The organism is Bacteroides sp. MSK.20.12 (genome assembly GCF_019052435.1).
Taxonomy (GTDB): Bacteria; Bacteroidota; Bacteroidia; order Bacteroidales; family Bacteroidaceae; genus Bacteroides; species Bacteroides xylanisolvens.
In genome coordinates this window covers 82372-98900 of the sequence record NZ_JAHQVH010000001.1, presented here as the reverse complement: position 1 = coordinate 98900, position 16529 = coordinate 82372, and the positions used below count along the sequence as shown (strand labels likewise).

The 16529-nt window shown below is 41.0% G+C and carries 17 protein-coding genes and 1 pseudogene; 14 read left to right on the top strand and 4 right to left on the bottom strand.

Annotated features, from left to right (window positions below; all coding sequences use genetic code 11):
* Positions 1–99 precede the first annotated feature (99 nt).
* The 3 genes from KTR06_RS00345 to truA are packed head-to-tail and all read right to left on the bottom strand — an operon-like array spanning position 100 to position 2481.
* Complete coding sequence (locus KTR06_RS00345) at positions 100–765, bottom strand: DUF3256 family protein (protein ID WP_120070530.1); 666 nt, start codon at positions 763–765, stop codon at positions 100–102.
* Positions 766–810: 45 nt separating this feature from the next.
* Positions 811–1713, bottom strand: coding sequence for a DMT family transporter (locus KTR06_RS00340; protein WP_008020829.1), 903 nt, complete (start codon positions 1711–1713; stop codon positions 811–813).
* Between the two features lie 18 nt (positions 1714–1731).
* Positions 1732–2481, bottom strand: coding sequence for a tRNA pseudouridine(38-40) synthase TruA (truA, locus tag KTR06_RS00335; RefSeq protein WP_120070527.1), 750 nt, complete (start codon positions 2479–2481; stop codon positions 1732–1734).
* 128 nt (positions 2482–2609) lie between these two features.
* Between truA and KTR06_RS00330 the strand changes: the two genes are divergently transcribed.
* Positions 2610–3107, top strand: coding sequence for a hypothetical protein (locus KTR06_RS00330; protein ID WP_120070524.1), 498 nt, complete (start codon positions 2610–2612; stop codon positions 3105–3107).
* A 20-nt stretch (positions 3108–3127) separates the two neighbouring features.
* Positions 3128–4780, top strand: a complete 1653-nt coding sequence (locus KTR06_RS00325) for a flotillin family protein (protein ID WP_120070520.1) — start codon at positions 3128–3130, stop codon at positions 4778–4780.
* Positions 4781–5433: 653 nt separating this feature from the next.
* On the opposite strand, the gene KTR06_RS00320 is transcribed toward KTR06_RS00325, so the two are convergent.
* Complete coding sequence (locus KTR06_RS00320) at positions 5434–5871, bottom strand: DUF6078 family protein (protein WP_008020821.1); 438 nt, start codon at positions 5869–5871, stop codon at positions 5434–5436.
* 192 nt (positions 5872–6063) lie between these two features.
* Here KTR06_RS00320 and KTR06_RS00315 point away from each other — a divergent pair, with 192 nt between their 5' ends.
* The 12 genes and pseudogenes from KTR06_RS00315 (at position 6064) to KTR06_RS00260 (ending at position 16390) form a co-directional block, all read left to right on the top strand.
* A complete protein-coding gene (locus KTR06_RS00315; RefSeq protein ID WP_217289838.1) occupies positions 6064–6924 on the top strand; it encodes a hypothetical protein in 861 nt (286 codons plus the stop codon).
* A gap of 81 nt (positions 6925–7005) precedes the next feature.
* Positions 7006–7683, top strand: a complete 678-nt coding sequence (locus tag KTR06_RS00310; protein WP_008020814.1) for a DUF5715 family protein — start codon at positions 7006–7008, stop codon at positions 7681–7683.
* A gap of 110 nt (positions 7684–7793) precedes the next feature.
* Positions 7794–9353: an ATP-binding protein gene (locus tag KTR06_RS00305; protein WP_120070513.1), complete on the top strand. Its 1560-nt coding sequence runs from the start codon at positions 7794–7796 to the stop codon at positions 9351–9353.
* Positions 9354–9427: 74 nt separating this feature from the next.
* Positions 9428–10420 carry a PhoH family protein gene (locus KTR06_RS00300; RefSeq protein ID WP_022199898.1) on the top strand — a complete coding sequence of 331 codons (993 nt, stop codon included), beginning with the start codon at positions 9428–9430 and terminating at the stop codon, positions 10418–10420.
* A gap of 97 nt (positions 10421–10517) precedes the next feature.
* Positions 10518–11462 carry a phosphoribosylaminoimidazolesuccinocarboxamide synthase gene (locus KTR06_RS00295; RefSeq protein WP_004315679.1) on the top strand — a complete coding sequence of 315 codons (945 nt, stop codon included), beginning with the start codon at positions 10518–10520 and terminating at the stop codon, positions 11460–11462.
* Positions 11463–11623: 161 nt separating this feature from the next.
* Positions 11624–12361: a bifunctional demethylmenaquinone methyltransferase/2-methoxy-6-polyprenyl-1,4-benzoquinol methylase UbiE gene (gene ubiE, locus KTR06_RS00290; protein WP_004315680.1), complete on the top strand. Its 738-nt coding sequence runs from the start codon at positions 11624–11626 to the stop codon at positions 12359–12361.
* A gap of 39 nt (positions 12362–12400) precedes the next feature.
* Positions 12401–13147 (top strand): shikimate dehydrogenase, encoded by a 747-nt coding sequence (locus KTR06_RS00285; RefSeq protein ID WP_217289837.1) that lies wholly within the window; start codon positions 12401–12403, stop codon positions 13145–13147.
* An 18-nt stretch (positions 13148–13165) separates the two neighbouring features.
* On the top strand, positions 13166–14116 hold the full coding sequence (locus KTR06_RS00280) for an alpha/beta hydrolase (RefSeq protein ID WP_217289836.1): 951 nt from the start codon (positions 13166–13168) through the stop codon (positions 14114–14116).
* Positions 14117–14188: 72 nt separating this feature from the next.
* A complete protein-coding gene (locus tag KTR06_RS00275) occupies positions 14189–15112 on the top strand; it encodes a YgcG family protein (protein ID WP_217289835.1) in 924 nt (307 codons plus the stop codon).
* A gap of 71 nt (positions 15113–15183) precedes the next feature.
* Positions 15184–15483, top strand: coding sequence for a hypothetical protein (locus KTR06_RS00270; protein ID WP_004315684.1), 300 nt, complete (start codon positions 15184–15186; stop codon positions 15481–15483).
* The gene (locus tag KTR06_RS00265) at positions 15480–15800 is read left to right on the top strand and encodes a type II toxin-antitoxin system RelE/ParE family toxin (protein WP_008645477.1); all 321 of its coding nucleotides are present in this window, start codon (positions 15480–15482) and stop codon (positions 15798–15800) included. The genes KTR06_RS00270 and KTR06_RS00265 overlap by 4 nt, the downstream gene beginning before the upstream one ends.
* Positions 15801–15808: 8 nt before the next feature.
* A pseudogene (locus tag KTR06_RS00260) lies at positions 15809–16390 on the top strand (LemA family protein).
* Positions 16391–16529 lie beyond the last annotated feature (139 nt).

Genomic DNA, 16529 nt, shown 5'->3' with positions numbered 1-16529 from the left:
TAGCGCGGGTGAAATGATTAATGAGAGACTTGTTAGCCAGCCCCTTTTTTTGAAATCTTTAATCAGGGATATTATTGAATAATCCCTATTTCTCAATTTTTAATCCTCTGTTTTCAATTTAACAAATGCTCCAGTCTTCCAATAATAGACAATAGGACGACGGAGAAATGGTTTCAGTTTCTCTGCCGTCTCCTTTGACATATAGTCGGGAGTAGCTAATGTAACAGTCAATTCTGTATTTTCTTTATTAAAATCAGCTTTCATCAATAATATATCTGCCGAACGGCGTGCTTCGTCAAACTCATAAACACCTGCTGAATCCGGCGTATTCAAAAAGTCGCCCATCACAGGAAGGGTAATAAAGAGAGATGCTGTAAGCGGTTTCCAGTCATCTGTATAGAAACGGATGCTGCTGTCGCAGGCAGGTGCACAAGCTGTAGAGACTGTACAGATCACATTCGTCGAGTCATTCAAAGCCAACACTTTCATTTGCCAGGTAGATTGAGAAGACATCTGCATACGGATATAATCTTTACTTAGATCAGTCATCTCCGACTTCTTGCCGAAACGATTCTCTACTTGCGCTTTCATCTTACTTTCCAGAAAGTCAATACAATCTTCCCGGTTTACTTTGGTTAGTAACGGGCTTAGAGAATCCGGCATATTCACAAACAGCGTTTTGGCTTCTTGTGCCCAAAGAGCGGTCGAAGCAAAGAGTCCGACAGCAGAAAAGAATATAGTGATTACAAGTTTATTTATTTTCATATCTATCTTATTTAACCTGCGACAAACAGATTTTGTGTAACTGTTTTAATTTTTAGACCCCAAATATAAGAATATCATTCCGATTAACACCAGTATAAGGTCAATCGCTTTGCTTTTTAAATTCTTTTCACGGAAGAGAAGTGCACCGAAAGTGAAAGAGACTACTACACTTCCCCGACGGACCATCGAAACAATGGAAATCATGGAATCGTCATAGCTCAATGCGTAAAAGTAAACGAAATCGGCAGCCGATAGGAAGATAGAAATCAGGATAATCGTCCAGTCCCAGCGAAACGGGGTGGTAGACTTTCTTTTAGGCCACCAAAGCAATAACAGAATAGGACACATAATAAACACTTGATAAACATTATACCAGGATTGTACCAGCATCGGATTCAGAGATTTCATCAGATATTTATCATACAATCCGCTGATAGCACCTGTAATGGCAGCCAGCACGATAAAGAATATCCATTTGTTATGCTTAAAATCAATTCCTTCTTTCTTCCCCGAACGACTTAACATAAAGAAAGAAACAATGGCCAGCATTACCCCGATCCATTGATAGAGATTCAACCGTTCGCCAAATACCAGCATCGCTCCCACAAGCACCATCACCGGACGGGTGGCGTTGATAGGTCCTACTATGGTTAAAGGCAGATGTTTCATTCCGAAATATCCGAATATCCACGAAGACAACACGATGAACGACTTGATGATGATATATTTATGCTGTTCCCAGCCAACAACGGGAACATTAAATATCGTTCCTCCCAACAAGTCCGGTTTATATACGGATATCAAGATAAATGGCAGAAAGATGAGACTGGAAAAAAATGTATTTAGAAACAAAACGGGAAGTACCGCATTATCTTTCAACGATTTCTTCTTGAATACATCATAAAAACCCAGCAAAGTAGCCGAGAGAAATGCTAATAATAACCACATGAGAATATTTATTATTTATTATTCAAATATACTTTCGGGATATTCCACATTTACCAGAAACAGGGCTTGCCCCGGAGCAGATGTTCCGGCTTTGCAACGGTCTTGTTGTTCGATAACCCGCCGGAAGCCTTCAACAGTAAGTTTCCCTCGTCCCACTTCAATCAGCGTACCTACGATAGCTCGCACCATATTTCGCAGGAAACGGTCGGCACGGATGGTAAACACCCAAGTAGCATCATCTTCCTGCGTCCATTCGGCATGAGTGATATGGCAGATATTGGTCTTTACATCCGTATGAAGTTTGCTGAAGCTCGTAAAGTCAGTATACTCGAAAAGGGTACGTGCAGCTTCGTTCATAAGTGCATAATCCAACTGATTATAAACTCGCCAACGATATTGCCGGTTAAAAGGATATTTCGATGTCGTTACATAATACTTGTAAGTTCGCGCAGTCGCATCAAAGCGGGCATGCGCATCCGGATTGACACGGCAAACCCGGTAAACGGAAATGTCCGGAGGTAACAAACGGTTTAATTTATCGGCAACTGATATTTCATCCAACGGCTCATCGAAGTCAAAATGAGCGATCATCAGAGAAGCATGCACTCCGGCGTCCGTACGGCCCGCTCCTATTATTTCTATTTCGCGACGCAGAAAGGTAGACAATGCTTTCATCAGGCATTCCTGCACACTAATCCCATTCGGTTGAATTTGCCAACCATGATAGTTGGTCCCGTCGTAAGCCAAATAAATAAAATACCTTTGCACGCTAATTCCTCATTTTAGGGTTTTCGCGCGCAAAATTAATCATTTTATCTCATTTATCTTTGTATAATTCACATAAACCTGTATATTTACAGGACAAAATAATCATGATTTACTAATACCCCACAATTATGAGTAGTACCATTTTCCTCATCATCGCCCTCGTCACGACAGGCATCTTTCTTATCCAATTCGTATTATCCATCTTTTTCGGAGATATAGATGCAGATGTAGACATGGATGCTGATATCAGTAGTGTAGTTTCTTTTAAAGGACTTACCCATTTCGGAATTGGATTCGGCTGGTACATGTATCTGGCAGGAAACACGGAAATGCAAAGTTACGTCATTGGTATTCTAGTAGGTCTTTTCTTTGTTTTTGCCGTCTGGTTCCTCTATAAAAAAGCATACCAACTGCAACAAGTGAACCACAACGAGCAAACCGATCAGCTTGTGGGACGGGAATGTGTGATCTATTTCAAACAAAGCGACAGCAAATATACTGTACAGACCACCCGGGACGGAGCCATGCGCGAAGTAGACGTCATCTCCGAATCCGGAAAAACATATCAGACTGGCGACAGAACGATTATCACCAGTTACAAAGACGGAACACTATTCATTCAATAATTATTCAAATACACAATTTTATGACACAAGAAATGTTAATCATGGCTGCTATATTAGTGGCAGTCATCCTACTCACTTTTATTGGTATCCTTTCGCGTTACCGTAAATGTAAGAGTGATGAAGTCCTCGTTGTATATGGTAAAACGGGAGGGGATAAGAAATCGGCAAAGCTATATCATGGTGGAGCTGCTTTTGTATGGCCGATTATCCAAGGATACGAATTCCTTTCCATGAAACCAATGCAAATCGAATGTAAACTGACCGGCGCGCTATCCGCTCAAAACATTCGTGTAGATGTGCCGACTACAATCACTGTAGCTATCAGCACCGATCCTGAAGTGATGCAAAATGCTGCTGAACGTATGCTGGGCTTAACGATGGATGACAAGCAGAACTTAATTACTGATGTTGTATACGGTCAGATGCGTATGGTGATCGCCGATATGACTATCGAAGAATTAAATTCAGACCGTGATAAGTTCCTGGCTAAAGTGAAAGATAACATCGATACCGAACTTCGCAAATTCGGTTTGTATCTGATGAACATCAACATCAGTGATATTCGCGACGCTGCCAACTACATTGTCAACTTAGGTAAGGAAGCTGAAAGTAAAGCACTGAACGAAGCACAGGCTAACATCGAAGAACAGGAAAAGCTGGGTGCTATCAAAATTGCCAATCAGATTAAAGAACGCGAAACTAAAGTTGCGGAAACCCGCAAAGACCAGGATATCGCTATTGCAGAAACGAAGAAACAACAGGAAATCTCTGTTGCAAATGCGGATAAGGACAGAATCTCGCAAGTAGCCATCGCCAATGCGGAAAAAGAATCGCAAGTAGCAAAGGCTGAAGCTGAAAAGAACATCCGTATCGAGCAGGCAAATACTGAAAAGGAAAGCCGTGTTGCCGAACTAAACTCGGATATGGAAATCAAACAGGCAGAAGCTGCCAAGAAAGCTGCCATCGGACGAAATGACGCACAGAAAGAGGTGGCTCTTTCCAATGCAGAACTAGCTGTAACACAAGCCAATGCCGACAAGCAAGCTGGTGAAGCTGCCGCAAAATCGGAAGCTGCCGTACAGACTGCACGCGAAATTGCGCAAAAAGAAGTGGAAGAAGCTAAGGCACGAAAAGTGGAATCTTCATTGAAGGCTGAAAAGATTGTTCCTGCGGAAATCGCCAGACAGGAAGCTATCCTTCAGGCAAATGCCATCGCTGAAAAGATTACCCGCGAAGCGGAAGCCCGTGCAAAAGCTACTTTGGCACAAGCCGAAGCGGAAGCAAAAGCTATCCAATTGAAACTGGAAGCCGAAGCGGAAGGTAAGAAGAAATCATTACTTGCGGAAGCGGAAGGTTTCGAAGCAATGGTAAGAGCGGCTGAATCGAATCCGGCTATCGCTATCCAATATAAGATGGTAGACCAGTGGAAGGAAATCGCCGGCGAACAGGTAAAGGCGTTCGAACACATGAACTTAGGAAATATCACTGTTTTCGACGGAGGAAACGGAGGTACAAGCAACTTCCTGAACACATTGGTGAAAACAGTAGCTCCAAGTCTCGGTGTATTGGATAAATTGCCTATCGGTGAAACAGTAAAAGGTATTATCAATCCGGAAAGCAAAACGGAAGAAAAGCCTGCAACAAAAGCTGACGAGAAAAAAGATAAGAAATAGTTGTGATCCGACATAATATACGCTGATGAGAAAAGAATGATTACTTGTTCTCATCAGCGTTTGTTTTTTATAATATAACTCGAATAAATCTTCTTTGAATATTCCGGATTTATTACGTTCTTTATGTTACATAAAATGTGTTACACAAAATATGTAATAAGTCGTGAAGCCATATCGCTCATTCTTTGTATACAGTTACAATAATCCCGGAATGTCGCCTATTTCGGTCAGCTCCGCTTAGGGCACTAGAAATGATTTTGCGAAATCATTTCTCATATTCTCATACTTTATAGGATAATCATCTGTAATTCAAAGCAATAACACTATGAGAAATACTTTTCAAAAAGGTGTTTCTCATAGTATTTTGCCTGAAATGTCACAAAAAACCGGTATTTCTCATACTTTCATCATGCATTTCTCATACCGGAACTGCTATATAATACCTACATAATAAATGTCAACCCAACCCGAAGATAAGAAAAAAGGTAGTCAACTATTATCAGGGTATTACAGACCCCGGTAGTCCCACATATTGTGGGAAAAGATTCCCTAGCTGGAGAGAATTTATTCCCTCATTTTGCGGGAATAAATTCCCATAATATAAGAGAATACTTTCCCACAATATATGGAACTACCGGGACTAACGGATATACTTACCCAAGATCATAGTATTCGATATATTCATCATATTGAGGCGTTTCTGTAACTCCCCTCTTTCGAAAAAGTTCTTGTATATACTTTTGTTCCTTTGGCTTAATCAACCGTTCTTTATTGCAACAACGATAATAGATCGTTTTGCCGAAGTAGGCTATCATCTGTCGCTTGATAACGGTGGCATCAGCAAGCGGCACCCGGTCCAGCAAATGTTTCATTCCCCGTGCAAACAACACCGGCTTTTCATCAATAAAGTAAGTACAGTCTTCACCATCGGAGGTGACATGTTCGGGATTAATAACCATTACAGCAGCCCGCTCTTTCGGCATTCGGAGAGTTACTTGTCGTCGCAGACATTTGTCCGCACGCAAACAATGTCCATTCAAGCAATGAGCGAAGCTAACGGGCATAGAATTGTAATCGAAATCTGTTTTCATGTGTGTTATGTTTAGTGGGAAAGTGGCCTATTTTTTATAAACCGCTACAAATGTATAAAAATAGCTGGAGGACAGGAAATAAATATACTATTTACTTCAACATATTGATAAAATCTTTATATTTGTCTCCAACATCAACACAGGAACTTATAAGATTATATCTCTCCTGCAAAACTATAAAACAGAATAATCATGAAGACAAAACATTTACTTGGAGCACTACTGTCATTTCTCTATACAATTATCTTTTTTAGCTGTGGAAATAACGATGAAAAAAAGATATATTCTTTATCCTTCGAAAAAGAGTATTACGAACGACCTTTGTTAGGAACAACCAATATCACCATCACAGGTGGAAACAGGGACTACACCGTAACTGTAGAAAAAACTGACATTTTAAATATAGATGTAGATTTATCCAGTTCGATAGGAATGGGAAGCTTAAGGATCACCCCCAAAAAGAAAGGAGAAACAAAGGTGAAAGTAAAAGATAATATCACCAACGAAACGGTTGATTTAAGAATTAAAATTACAGACAGTTATTTGGCATACGCTATAAAAAAAAGTAATCATCTGGCACTTTCTAATGGCACTGTAGTTTATCTTATTAACAATGAAGCTAAAGATTGCTATTTTTTCCGTTATATTGAGTCTAGAGACGAAATATCTCGTACTCCAATAGCAAAAGGAACATACGATTTTTTCACCAAGTTAGAAAGCGGTTCCGGCAACTCGTCTCCTACATACGCCATACCTTATTTAACACTAAACTATGCATCTGACGAACAAGGAAATTTCAGCGATGCAACAGTTCCTCCCACCCCTCACAAATTAAGATTTGAACTATACGATGGAGTTACGAGTGCAAATGCCGTTCTAAATCTTATATCAAAATTTCTAGATATAGATTGGAAAGAACTTGTAGAAAAAGCTCTTACCAGAAGCGAACATACAATAGTACCCACACTAAAAACAACAATTGACAATACAGATTATACCATAATAGGTATATTAAATACCTATCCTGAAATACCAGAGAATATTTTGGAATAGCCCCAAAGTATGAGCCAGAAAATAAAGCAAAGCATAGAACGTATAAAAAAATAGCGTATATTTGCGAGCAAAAAATATAAAATGACTATTTATAAGCTTCGCATATTACCGCTATTTCTACTAGTTATTGGGCTTACAACGCTTACTTCGGGCTGCAAAAAGAAAGACATGTCGCTGAAACTGAATGAGCCACGCAATATTCGTGGCGTCGTCAGCTATAAACGTTCTTTCCCTGATTTGAATGACGCACATCTGGAAGTAGCCAAAAAGATAGGGATTCGTCCATTGGCAGACCGGGAAGCAGCAGAAGATATGAAAGAAAAGCTAACTCATATTACTGACAATGAGTTTTATGTAGTAGATTCATTGACGCACTCTATCCCCTATCTCGTACCGCGTGCCAGTGCACTGCTCGATACAATCGGTTCCAACTTTCTCGATTCATTGGCTGCAAAAGGCTTGAATCCGAATCAGGTAATCATCACTTCCGTATTGCGTACCGAAAACGATGTGAAACGCCTCCGCCGTCGCAACGGAAATGCTTCCGCCAACTCGGCACACTGCTTTGGAGCCACCTTTGACGTCAGTTGGAAACGTTTCAAAAAGGTAGAAGACAAGGATGGAAGACCGTTACAGGATGTAAGTGCCGACACACTGAAACTTGTCTTGTCCGAGGTTTTAAGAGACCTGCGACAAGCTGAAAAATGCTACATCAAATATGAATTGAAGCAAGGTTGTTTCCATATCACCGCCCGATAAATACCCTTTTTCAAAATCTTTGACCAGCATATCATAAAACCTTCAAGGTAAATTTTGCGTTAAGATGGAAAACAGCTATCTTTGTATGAATCCAACGCTAAAAGAATCAGATTATGAGCAAGCTATATCCTATCGGCATACAGAATTTTGAAAGTCTCCGTAACGATGGTTATCTCTATGTAGATAAAACCAGACTCATTTACCAATTAGTAAAAACCGGCCGTTACTATTTTCTTAGCCGCCCGCGCCGCTTTGGGAAGAGCCTGTTGATATCCACCCTTGAAGCTTATTTTTCAGGGAAAAAGGAACTCTTTACGAATTTAGCCATAGAGGAACTGGAGAAAGAATGGATCAAATATCCCATTCTCCACATGGATCTTAACACCGAAAAATATGATACATTGGAAAGTCTGGAAAGTATCTTAAACTTCACATTGGGAAAGTGGGAACGATTGTATGGCACCGCTCCTTCAGAAACAACCTTTGCGTTGCGTTTCCGGGGCATCATCGAACGGGCCAACAAGCAAGCCGGACAACGCGTCGTTATCCTTATTGACGAATACGACAAACCGATGTTACAGGCAATAGGCAACGAACCACTTCAGCGAAAATTCCGCAATACGATGAAGGCTTTCTATAGTGTATTGAAAACTATGGACGGTCATATCAAATTTGCTTTCTTGACAGGTGTCACCAAGTTCGGTAAAGTCAGTGTATTCAGCGACCTGAACAACCTGATAGATATTTCTATGGACGAACAGTACGTGGAACTCTGCGGAATCACAGAAAAAGAAATCCACGATATCATGGAAGAAGACCTGCATATCTTGGCAGATAAACAGAAAATGACTTATGAGGAGGTATGCTCCGAACTGAAAGAATGTTATGATGGTTATCATTTCGTAGAAAATTCCATAGGAATATACAACCCATTCAGTTTGCTCAATACATTCTATAAAATGAAATTCGGTAGTTACTGGTTTGAAACCGGCACCCCGACTTATTTGGTAGAATTACTAAAGAAATCCAATTATAATCTCCAACGTATCACCCATGAAGAAACGGATGCAGATGTACTGAACAGCATTGATTCGACGTCCCGAAATCCTATTCCGGTTATCTATCAAAGTGGATATCTTACGATCAAAGGATTCGACAATCGCTTTGGGATTTATCGACTGGGATTTCCCAATCGGGAAGTAGAAGAAGGTTTTGTAAAATACCTCCTTCCGTTCTATACCAATATAGATGTAATCGAATCTCCTTTCCAAATACGGCAGTTTGTCGATGAAGTGGAACAAGGTGATTATGATGCCTTTTTCCGCCGCCTGCAAAGTTTCTTTGCCGATACACCTTACGAATTGGTACGCGATTTGGAACTACATTATCAAAATGTACTCTTCATCGTATTTAAACTCATTGGATTCTATGTAAAAGCAGAGTATCATACCTCACAAGGACGCATTGACCTCGTCCTGCAAACCGAGCATTTCATCTATGTGATGGAATTCAAACTGGAGGGAACCGCCGAAGAAGCTCTGCAACAAATCAATGACAAACATTATGCACAAGCATTTGCTGCCGACAAGCGACAAATATTTAAAATAGGCATTAATTTCAGTAATGAAACAAGAAACATCGAAAAGTGGATAGTAGAAGATTTGCAGTAAAATTCACCTCCAAACAATCAGAGAATCCAAAACGTTTGATTAAATTTGCAGAAATTTTTCTTTAATACAACTTAATGATAGAGAAGCTGATTGTTCTTGAGGACATTGATCCGGTTATTTTTTACGGTGTAAACAACGCCAACATACAGTTAATTAAAGCTTTATATCCAAAGCTACGCATAGTTGCCCGAGGCAATGTCATCAAAGTGCTGGGCGACGAGGAGGAAATGTGTGCCTTCGAAGAAAATATCACCAAACTTGAAAAGTACTGCGCCGAATATAATTCACTGAAAGAAGAAGTTATCATTGACATTATAAAAGGAAATGCTCCGCAAGCGGAACAGACAGGAAACGTGATTGTGTTCAGCGTCACGGGCAAGCCTATCATCCCCCGAAGCGAAAACCAGTTGAAACTGGTAGAAGGATTCGCCAAAAATGATATGGTATTCGCCATCGGTCCGGCAGGTTCGGGAAAAACATACACTGCTATCGCCCTTGCCGTGCGTGCATTGAAAAACAAAGAAATCAAAAAAATCATTCTTAGCCGCCCCGCCGTAGAAGCCGGAGAAAAACTCGGTTTCCTGCCCGGCGACATGAAAGATAAGATCGATCCATACCTACAACCTTTATATGACGCCTTGCAGGATATGATACCTGCCGCCAAGTTAAAGGAATACATGGAATTGAACATTATCCAAATTGCCCCGTTAGCCTTTATGCGCGGACGTACGCTAAATGATGCAGTCGTTATATTGGACGAAGCCCAGAATACTACCGCACAACAAATCAAAATGTTCCTCACCCGTATGGGTATGAACACCAAAATGATTGTGACGGGAGACATGACACAGATTGACCTTCCCGCTTCACAAACATCGGGATTGGTGCAAGCCCTCCGCATCTTGAAGGGAGTGAAAGGGATCAGTTTTGTTGAACTGAATAAGAAAGATATCGTACGCCATAAACTGGTGGAACGTATCGTGGATGCTTACGAAAAGTTCGATAAAGAAGCGAAAGCCGAACGGAACGGTTCACCACAGAGGACACAGAGTACACAGAGGATTTAATCCAAATATCTCAATGAAGACTCTGTGTACTCCGTGTCCTCCGTGTCCTCCGTGGTGAAATTAAAGAAAGAAGCATAATTTTAATATATATATCATTATGAAAGCATTAACAAAAACAGATTTCAACTTTCCGGGACAGAAAAGTGTGTACCACGGAAAAGTGCGCGATGTGTACAACATCAACGGCGAAAAACTCGTCATGGTAGCAACCGACCGTATTTCGGCCTTTGACGTAGTACTACCTGAAGGTATTCCTTACAAAGGACAAATGCTGAACCAGATTGCAGCTAAATTCCTCGATGCCACTACTGACATCTGTCCGAACTGGAAAATGGCTACTCCGGACCCAATGGTAACAGTGGGTGTGTTGTGTGAAGGTTTTCCGGTGGAAATGATTGTACGTGGTTACCTGTGCGGTAGCGCATGGCGGGCTTACAAAAGCGGTGTACGCGAGATTTGCGGTGTGAAATTGCCGGACGGAATGCGCGAAAACCAAAAATTCCCCGAACCGATCGTCACTCCGACTACGAAAGCAGAAATGGGATTGCACGACGAAGACATCTCTAAAGAAGAAATCCTGAAACAGGGATTGGCTACTCCGGAAGAGTATGAAATCCTCGAAAAATATACATTAGCCCTTTTCAAACGCGGTACTGAAATCGCAGCAGAACGCGGACTGATTCTCGTAGATACAAAATACGAATTCGGCAAGCACAACGGTACTATCTACCTGATGGACGAAATCCACACTCCAGATTCAAGCCGTTATTTCTATGCTGAAGGTTACCAGGAACGTTTCGAAAAAGGCGAACCACAGAAACAACTTTCTAAAGAGTTCGTTCGCGAATGGTTGATGGAAAACGGTTTCCAGGGCAAAGACGGTCAGAAAGTGCCTGAAATGACTCCGGCTATCGTACAAAGCATCAGTGACCGTTACATCGAATTGTTCGAAAACATCACCGGTGAGAAATTTGTGAAAGAAGATACCACCAACATCGCTGAACGTATATTCAAAAACGTTGAAACGTTCTTGAATCGTTGATAGTCAACAAATGACAGATAATAAATGATAGTTGACAGATAATGAATGACAGTTCGTATGCAATTCATCGCATATAACTTCAACCTTAATTATTATCCGCCAACTATCATTTATCAACTATCATCTTCTAACTATCATTTATCAACTATCAATTAAAAAGAATGGACTACCCACAACAACATATCAAGCCTTACGACGAAGAAGGGAAAAAGACCGAGCAAGTGGAACGAATGTTCGACAACATCGCACATGCATACGATAAGCTGAACCATACCTTATCTCTAGGTATCGACCGCAGCTGGCGCAAAAAAGCGATTGCCTGGTTACGCCCTTTCCAACCGCAGCGTATGATGGATGTAGCTACCGGCACAGGAGATTTTGCTATCCTCGCCTGTCGTAAACTGCAACCTGCCGAACTGATCGGGACGGACATCTCGGAAGGCATGATGAATGTGGGACGTGAAAAAGTAAAAAAGGAAGGACTGTCGGACAAAATCTCTTTTGCCCGGGAGGACTGTACTTCACTCTCTTTTGCCGACAATGATTTTGACGCCATCACCGTAGCTTTCGGTATCCGCAATTTCGAAGACCTCGACAAAGGACTCTCCGAAATGTGCCGTGTATTGAAACCGGGCGGTCATCTTGTGATTTTGGAACTTACCACTCCGGACCGTTTCCCGATGAAACAATTGTTTTCCATCTACTCAAAAGTCGTCATTCCATTATTGGGCAAACTGCTCTCCAAAGATAACAGTGCCTACCGCTATCTGCCGGATACCATCAAAGTATTTCCTCAAGGGGAAGTGATGAAAGGAGTCATCGCCCGAGCCGGATTTAGCGAAGTCAACTTCAAACGGCTGACCTTTGGCATCTGCACTCTTTATACCGCAACAAAATAGCAATTCATTGTGAATGATTAATTTAACCCTTATTATATTATGGAAAAATATGGTTTAATCGGCTATCCTCTGCGACATTCATTTTCTATCGGATACTTTAATGAGAAGTTCAAATCCGAAGGAATCAATGCTGAGTATGTGAATTTCGAGATTCCCAGTATCAATAACTTCATGGAAGTGATCGAAGAGAATCCCAACCTGTGCGGGCTCAATGTCACCATCCCTTACAAAGAACAAGTGATTCCTTTTCTGGATGAACTCGATCGTGACACCGCAAAGATAGGCGCAGTCAATGTGATTAAAATCATTCGCCAGCCAAAAGGAAAAGTCAAATTGGTGGGTTACAACTCCGATATCATTGGATTCACTCAATCTATCCAGCCCTTGTTGCAGCCTCATCACAAGAAAGCGTTGATTTTGGGTACCGGCGGAGCTTCCAAAGCTGTCTACCACGGTCTGAAGAATCTAGGTATCGAAAGCATCTTCGTATCGCGCACCCACAAAGCCGATGATATGCTGACTTATGAAGAACTGACTCCCGAAATTATGACAGAATACACAGTCATTGTCAATAGTACTCCCGTAGGAATGTTTCCTAAGGTAGATTTCTGCCCTAATATCCCTTATGAACTTCTGACACCAAACCATTTGCTCTACGATTTGTTATATAATCCGAACGTTACGCTGTTCATGAAAAAAGGAGAAGCGCAAGGGGCTGTTGTGAAAAACGGTCTGGAAATGCTCCTGCTTCAGGCATTTGCCGCCTGGGAGATATGGCATAAATAAGGGTTAAAAGAAGTTTTTATGAGGAGAAAAGTAGTATATAGCATCATTATTATCATGCTGGCATTGACCGGCTGCACTATCGGAGGAAGTTTTTATATGTTAAACTTCTCATTGACTCCGAATGCCAAAATTTTGTCTAAAGATGCTGACTCTTATCCTTTCATGTATAAAAACTACCCTTTTTTGCGTCCATGGGTGGATAGTCTGAAACAAGTGGATGCACTGAAAGACACTTTTATCATAAACCCACACGGCATACAACTACATGCGTATTATGTGGCTGCTCCCCAACCTACCAGCAAGACCGCAGTCATTGTACACGGGTATACGGATAATGCTATCCGCATGTTTATGATCGGTTATCTGTATAATCGTGATTTAGGATATAATATATTACTCCCCGACCTGCAACATCAGGGAGAAAGTGAAGGTCCTGCCATTCAAATGGGCTGGAAAGACCGTCTAGATGTATTGCAATGGATGAACATCGCTAATGAAATCTTCGGAGACAGCACACAGATGGTTGTACACGGAATTTCAATGGGAGGTGCAACGACCATGATGGTGTCCGGTGAGGAGCAAAAGCCGTTTGTCAAATGCTTTGTAGAAGATTGCGGTTACACCAGCGTATGGGACGAATTCTCACACGAGTTGAAAACAAGTTTTCATCTTCCTCCTTTTCCACTCATGTACACCACAAGCTGGCTTTGCGAAAAGAAATATGGATGGAATTTCAAAGAAGCTTCTTCACTGAAACAAGTAGCCAAATCACAACTTCCAATGTTATTTATCCACGGGGACAAAGACACGTATGTGCCTACCTGGATGGTATACCCGCTTTACGAAGCCAAACCGGAGCCCAAGGAACTGTGGATTGTGCCAGGAGCCGCTCATGCCGTTTCATACCAAGAGAATAAACATGAGTACACCGACCGAGTCCGTGCATTCGTCGGACGATACATCCATTAAACCTATTATAACAAGGAGTTTAAGATTCATAACAGAAAAAGTTTCTATATTTGCAAGCATAAAATAATCGTTATGAAATCAATATTAACTTTTATACTAGCTACTTTTCTTCTGTTCCCACTACAAGCTCAAGAGAAAGTATACACGGTGGACAACCTTCCGAAAGTACATCTGCAAAACAAAATGCAATATGTTTGCAACCCGGCAGGAATACTTTCACAGACTGCTTGTGACAGTATAGACTCCATGCTTTATGCTTTGGAACAACAAACTGGCATTGAAACAGTGGTTGCCGTAGTTCCCTCAATCGGAGAAGAAGATTGTTTCGACTTCTGTCATCAGCTGCTTAATAAATGGGGTGTAGGAAAAAAAGGCAAAAACAATGGATTAGTCATTTTATTAGTCACCGATCAACGCTGTATACAGTTCTATACCGGTTATGGTCTGGAAGGAGTACTTCCTGATGCTATCTGCAAAAGGATTCAAACAAGATATATGATTCCTTACCTCAAAGATAGGAATTGGGATGCAGGAATGGTGGCTGGTATAAAAGCGACTTGTCAGCGGCTCGACGGCTCGATGGAAAATGATGCTCTCTCCGATTCTAACAGTGGTGGTTCTTTTGATTTTATTCTTGCCATCCTTTGTTTTATCGCCATTGGCGGAGGTCTTGCTTTCTTTTCGGTACGCAAACAAAGTCGCTGTCCGAATTGTGGTAAACATCAATTGCAGAGAAGCGGAAGCAGAGTCGTATCCCGGATTAATGGAGTGAAGACCGAAGATGTCACCTATACATGTAGAAACTGCGGACATACCATCATACGTCGCCAGCAAAGTTATGACAATGATTACCATCACCGGGGCGGTGGCGGAGGCGGTCCGTTCATTGGTGGTTTTGGCGGAGGCAGAGGTGGTTTCGGAGGCGGAGGCGGTTTCGGTGGAGGCAGCTTTGGCGGAGGAATGGGCGGAGGCGGTGGTGCCGGTTCTCGTTTCTAAAATAAATGTTATCCAATGCCCTAGTTTCGAAATAAATTAGTAACTTTACCTAATGACTAAGACAGAAGAAAATGAAAGAGAATAAAGAATATCAAGAAAAAAAAGAACAAGAAAAAGTTGTCCATGAGCCAACTGGTTCTTACGGTATGGACACCATCACCATGAGACAGAAAATTATGGAACGAGTTATGTTAATGGAAGAAAATCAGCTCAAAGAAATGCTTCGATTCTCCAACGAATTGGAACAAAAATCATGGTTATTACCACATACTCAAGAAGAATTAGAGATCGCAATCAACAGAGGTATGGAGGATGTCAAGGCAGGAAGAATTGTTTCACATGAGGATGTTCTCAAATATTATATGAAATGACAAATATTGTTTGGACTCAATCGGCTTTGCAAACGCTAGAATTAGTTTATTTACAAACATTACAATATACAAAAAACGAACGTATAGCTGCTAAATTACATAATAAACTTATCAAAGAAGCAGAGATGCTTAGAACTTTCCCAAATGCGGGAAACATTCTAAATACTTCAGAAAGAGTTACACTCTGTTACAGAGCATTAGTAGTAGACACTAATTATAAACTTATTTATTACGTTGATGCTAATAAGGATGTAATCATTGTGACAGTTTGGGACGTTCGTCAAAACCCTGATAAATTAACAAAAACTATAGAATAATTAGAAACATGAAGAAGTCAATTATTATCATCTTAGCCGTTGTGGCTATCCTTGTTATATGGGCAGTAAGTGTATATAACGGTCTGGTTACTATGGACGAGAATGTAAGTGGTCAATGAGCAAATGTAGAAACTCAATATCAACGTCGTGCCGACTTGATTCCTAACTTGGTAAACACAGTGAAAGGATATGCGACACATGAAAAGGAAACCTTGGAAGGAGTTGTTGCCGCACGTAGCCAGGCTACTCAAATCAAAGTAGATGCTGCCGACCTGACACCGGAAAAGCTGGCGCAATACCAAAAGGCACAAGGTGCTGTAACATCAGCATTGGGCAAGTTATTAGCCATCACCGAGAATTATCCGGACCTGAAAGCTAACCAGAACTTCCTGGAACTTCAAGCTCAACTAGAAGGAACCGAAAACCGTATCAATGTAGCACGCAAAAACTTCAATGATGCTGCCCAGGCTTATAATACCAATATCCGCCGTTTCCCGAAAAATATCTTTGCAGGAATGTTCGGCTTCGATAAGAAAGCATATTTTGAAGCAGAGGAAGGAAGTGAAAAGGCTCCGAAGGTAGAATTCTAAAAAAGATTAGATAAAACCCTTCTATAATTAAGAGTTAAATTCATAGTTCTCATTACTATGATTTTAACTCTTAATTTTCTATTATTCTTCTCCTTTTCAATAGAATATCCCAAAGTATAAAAGTTAATGATTAACATTT

Coding starts and splice junctions, on each gene's coding strand:
- KTR06_RS00345 (WP_120070530.1), bottom strand. CDS start 765: ATGAAAATAAATAAACTTGTAATCACTATATTCTTTTCTGCTGTCGGA.
- KTR06_RS00340 (WP_008020829.1), bottom strand. CDS start 1,713: ATGTGGTTATTATTAGCATTTCTCTCGGCTACTTTGCTGGGTTTTTAT.
- KTR06_RS00330 (WP_120070524.1), top strand. CDS start 2,610: ATGAGTAGTACCATTTTCCTCATCATCGCCCTCGTCACGACAGGCATC.
- KTR06_RS00325 (WP_120070520.1), top strand. CDS start 3,128: ATGACACAAGAAATGTTAATCATGGCTGCTATATTAGTGGCAGTCATC.
- KTR06_RS00320 (WP_008020821.1), bottom strand. CDS start 5,871: ATGAAAACAGATTTCGATTACAATTCTATGCCCGTTAGCTTCGCTCAT.
- KTR06_RS00315 (WP_217289838.1), top strand. CDS start 6,064: ATGAAGACAAAACATTTACTTGGAGCACTACTGTCATTTCTCTATACA.
- KTR06_RS00310 (WP_008020814.1), top strand. CDS start 7,006: ATGACTATTTATAAGCTTCGCATATTACCGCTATTTCTACTAGTTATT.
- KTR06_RS00300 (WP_022199898.1), top strand. CDS start 9,428: ATGATAGAGAAGCTGATTGTTCTTGAGGACATTGATCCGGTTATTTTT.
- KTR06_RS00295 (WP_004315679.1), top strand. CDS start 10,518: ATGAAAGCATTAACAAAAACAGATTTCAACTTTCCGGGACAGAAAAGT.
- ubiE (WP_004315680.1), top strand. CDS start 11,624: ATGGACTACCCACAACAACATATCAAGCCTTACGACGAAGAAGGGAAA.
- KTR06_RS00285 (WP_217289837.1), top strand. CDS start 12,401: ATGGAAAAATATGGTTTAATCGGCTATCCTCTGCGACATTCATTTTCT.
- KTR06_RS00280 (WP_217289836.1), top strand. CDS start 13,166: ATGAGGAGAAAAGTAGTATATAGCATCATTATTATCATGCTGGCATTG.
- KTR06_RS00275 (WP_217289835.1), top strand. CDS start 14,189: ATGAAATCAATATTAACTTTTATACTAGCTACTTTTCTTCTGTTCCCA.
- KTR06_RS00270 (WP_004315684.1), top strand. CDS start 15,184: ATGAAAGAGAATAAAGAATATCAAGAAAAAAAAGAACAAGAAAAAGTT.
- KTR06_RS00265 (WP_008645477.1), top strand. CDS start 15,480: ATGACAAATATTGTTTGGACTCAATCGGCTTTGCAAACGCTAGAATTA.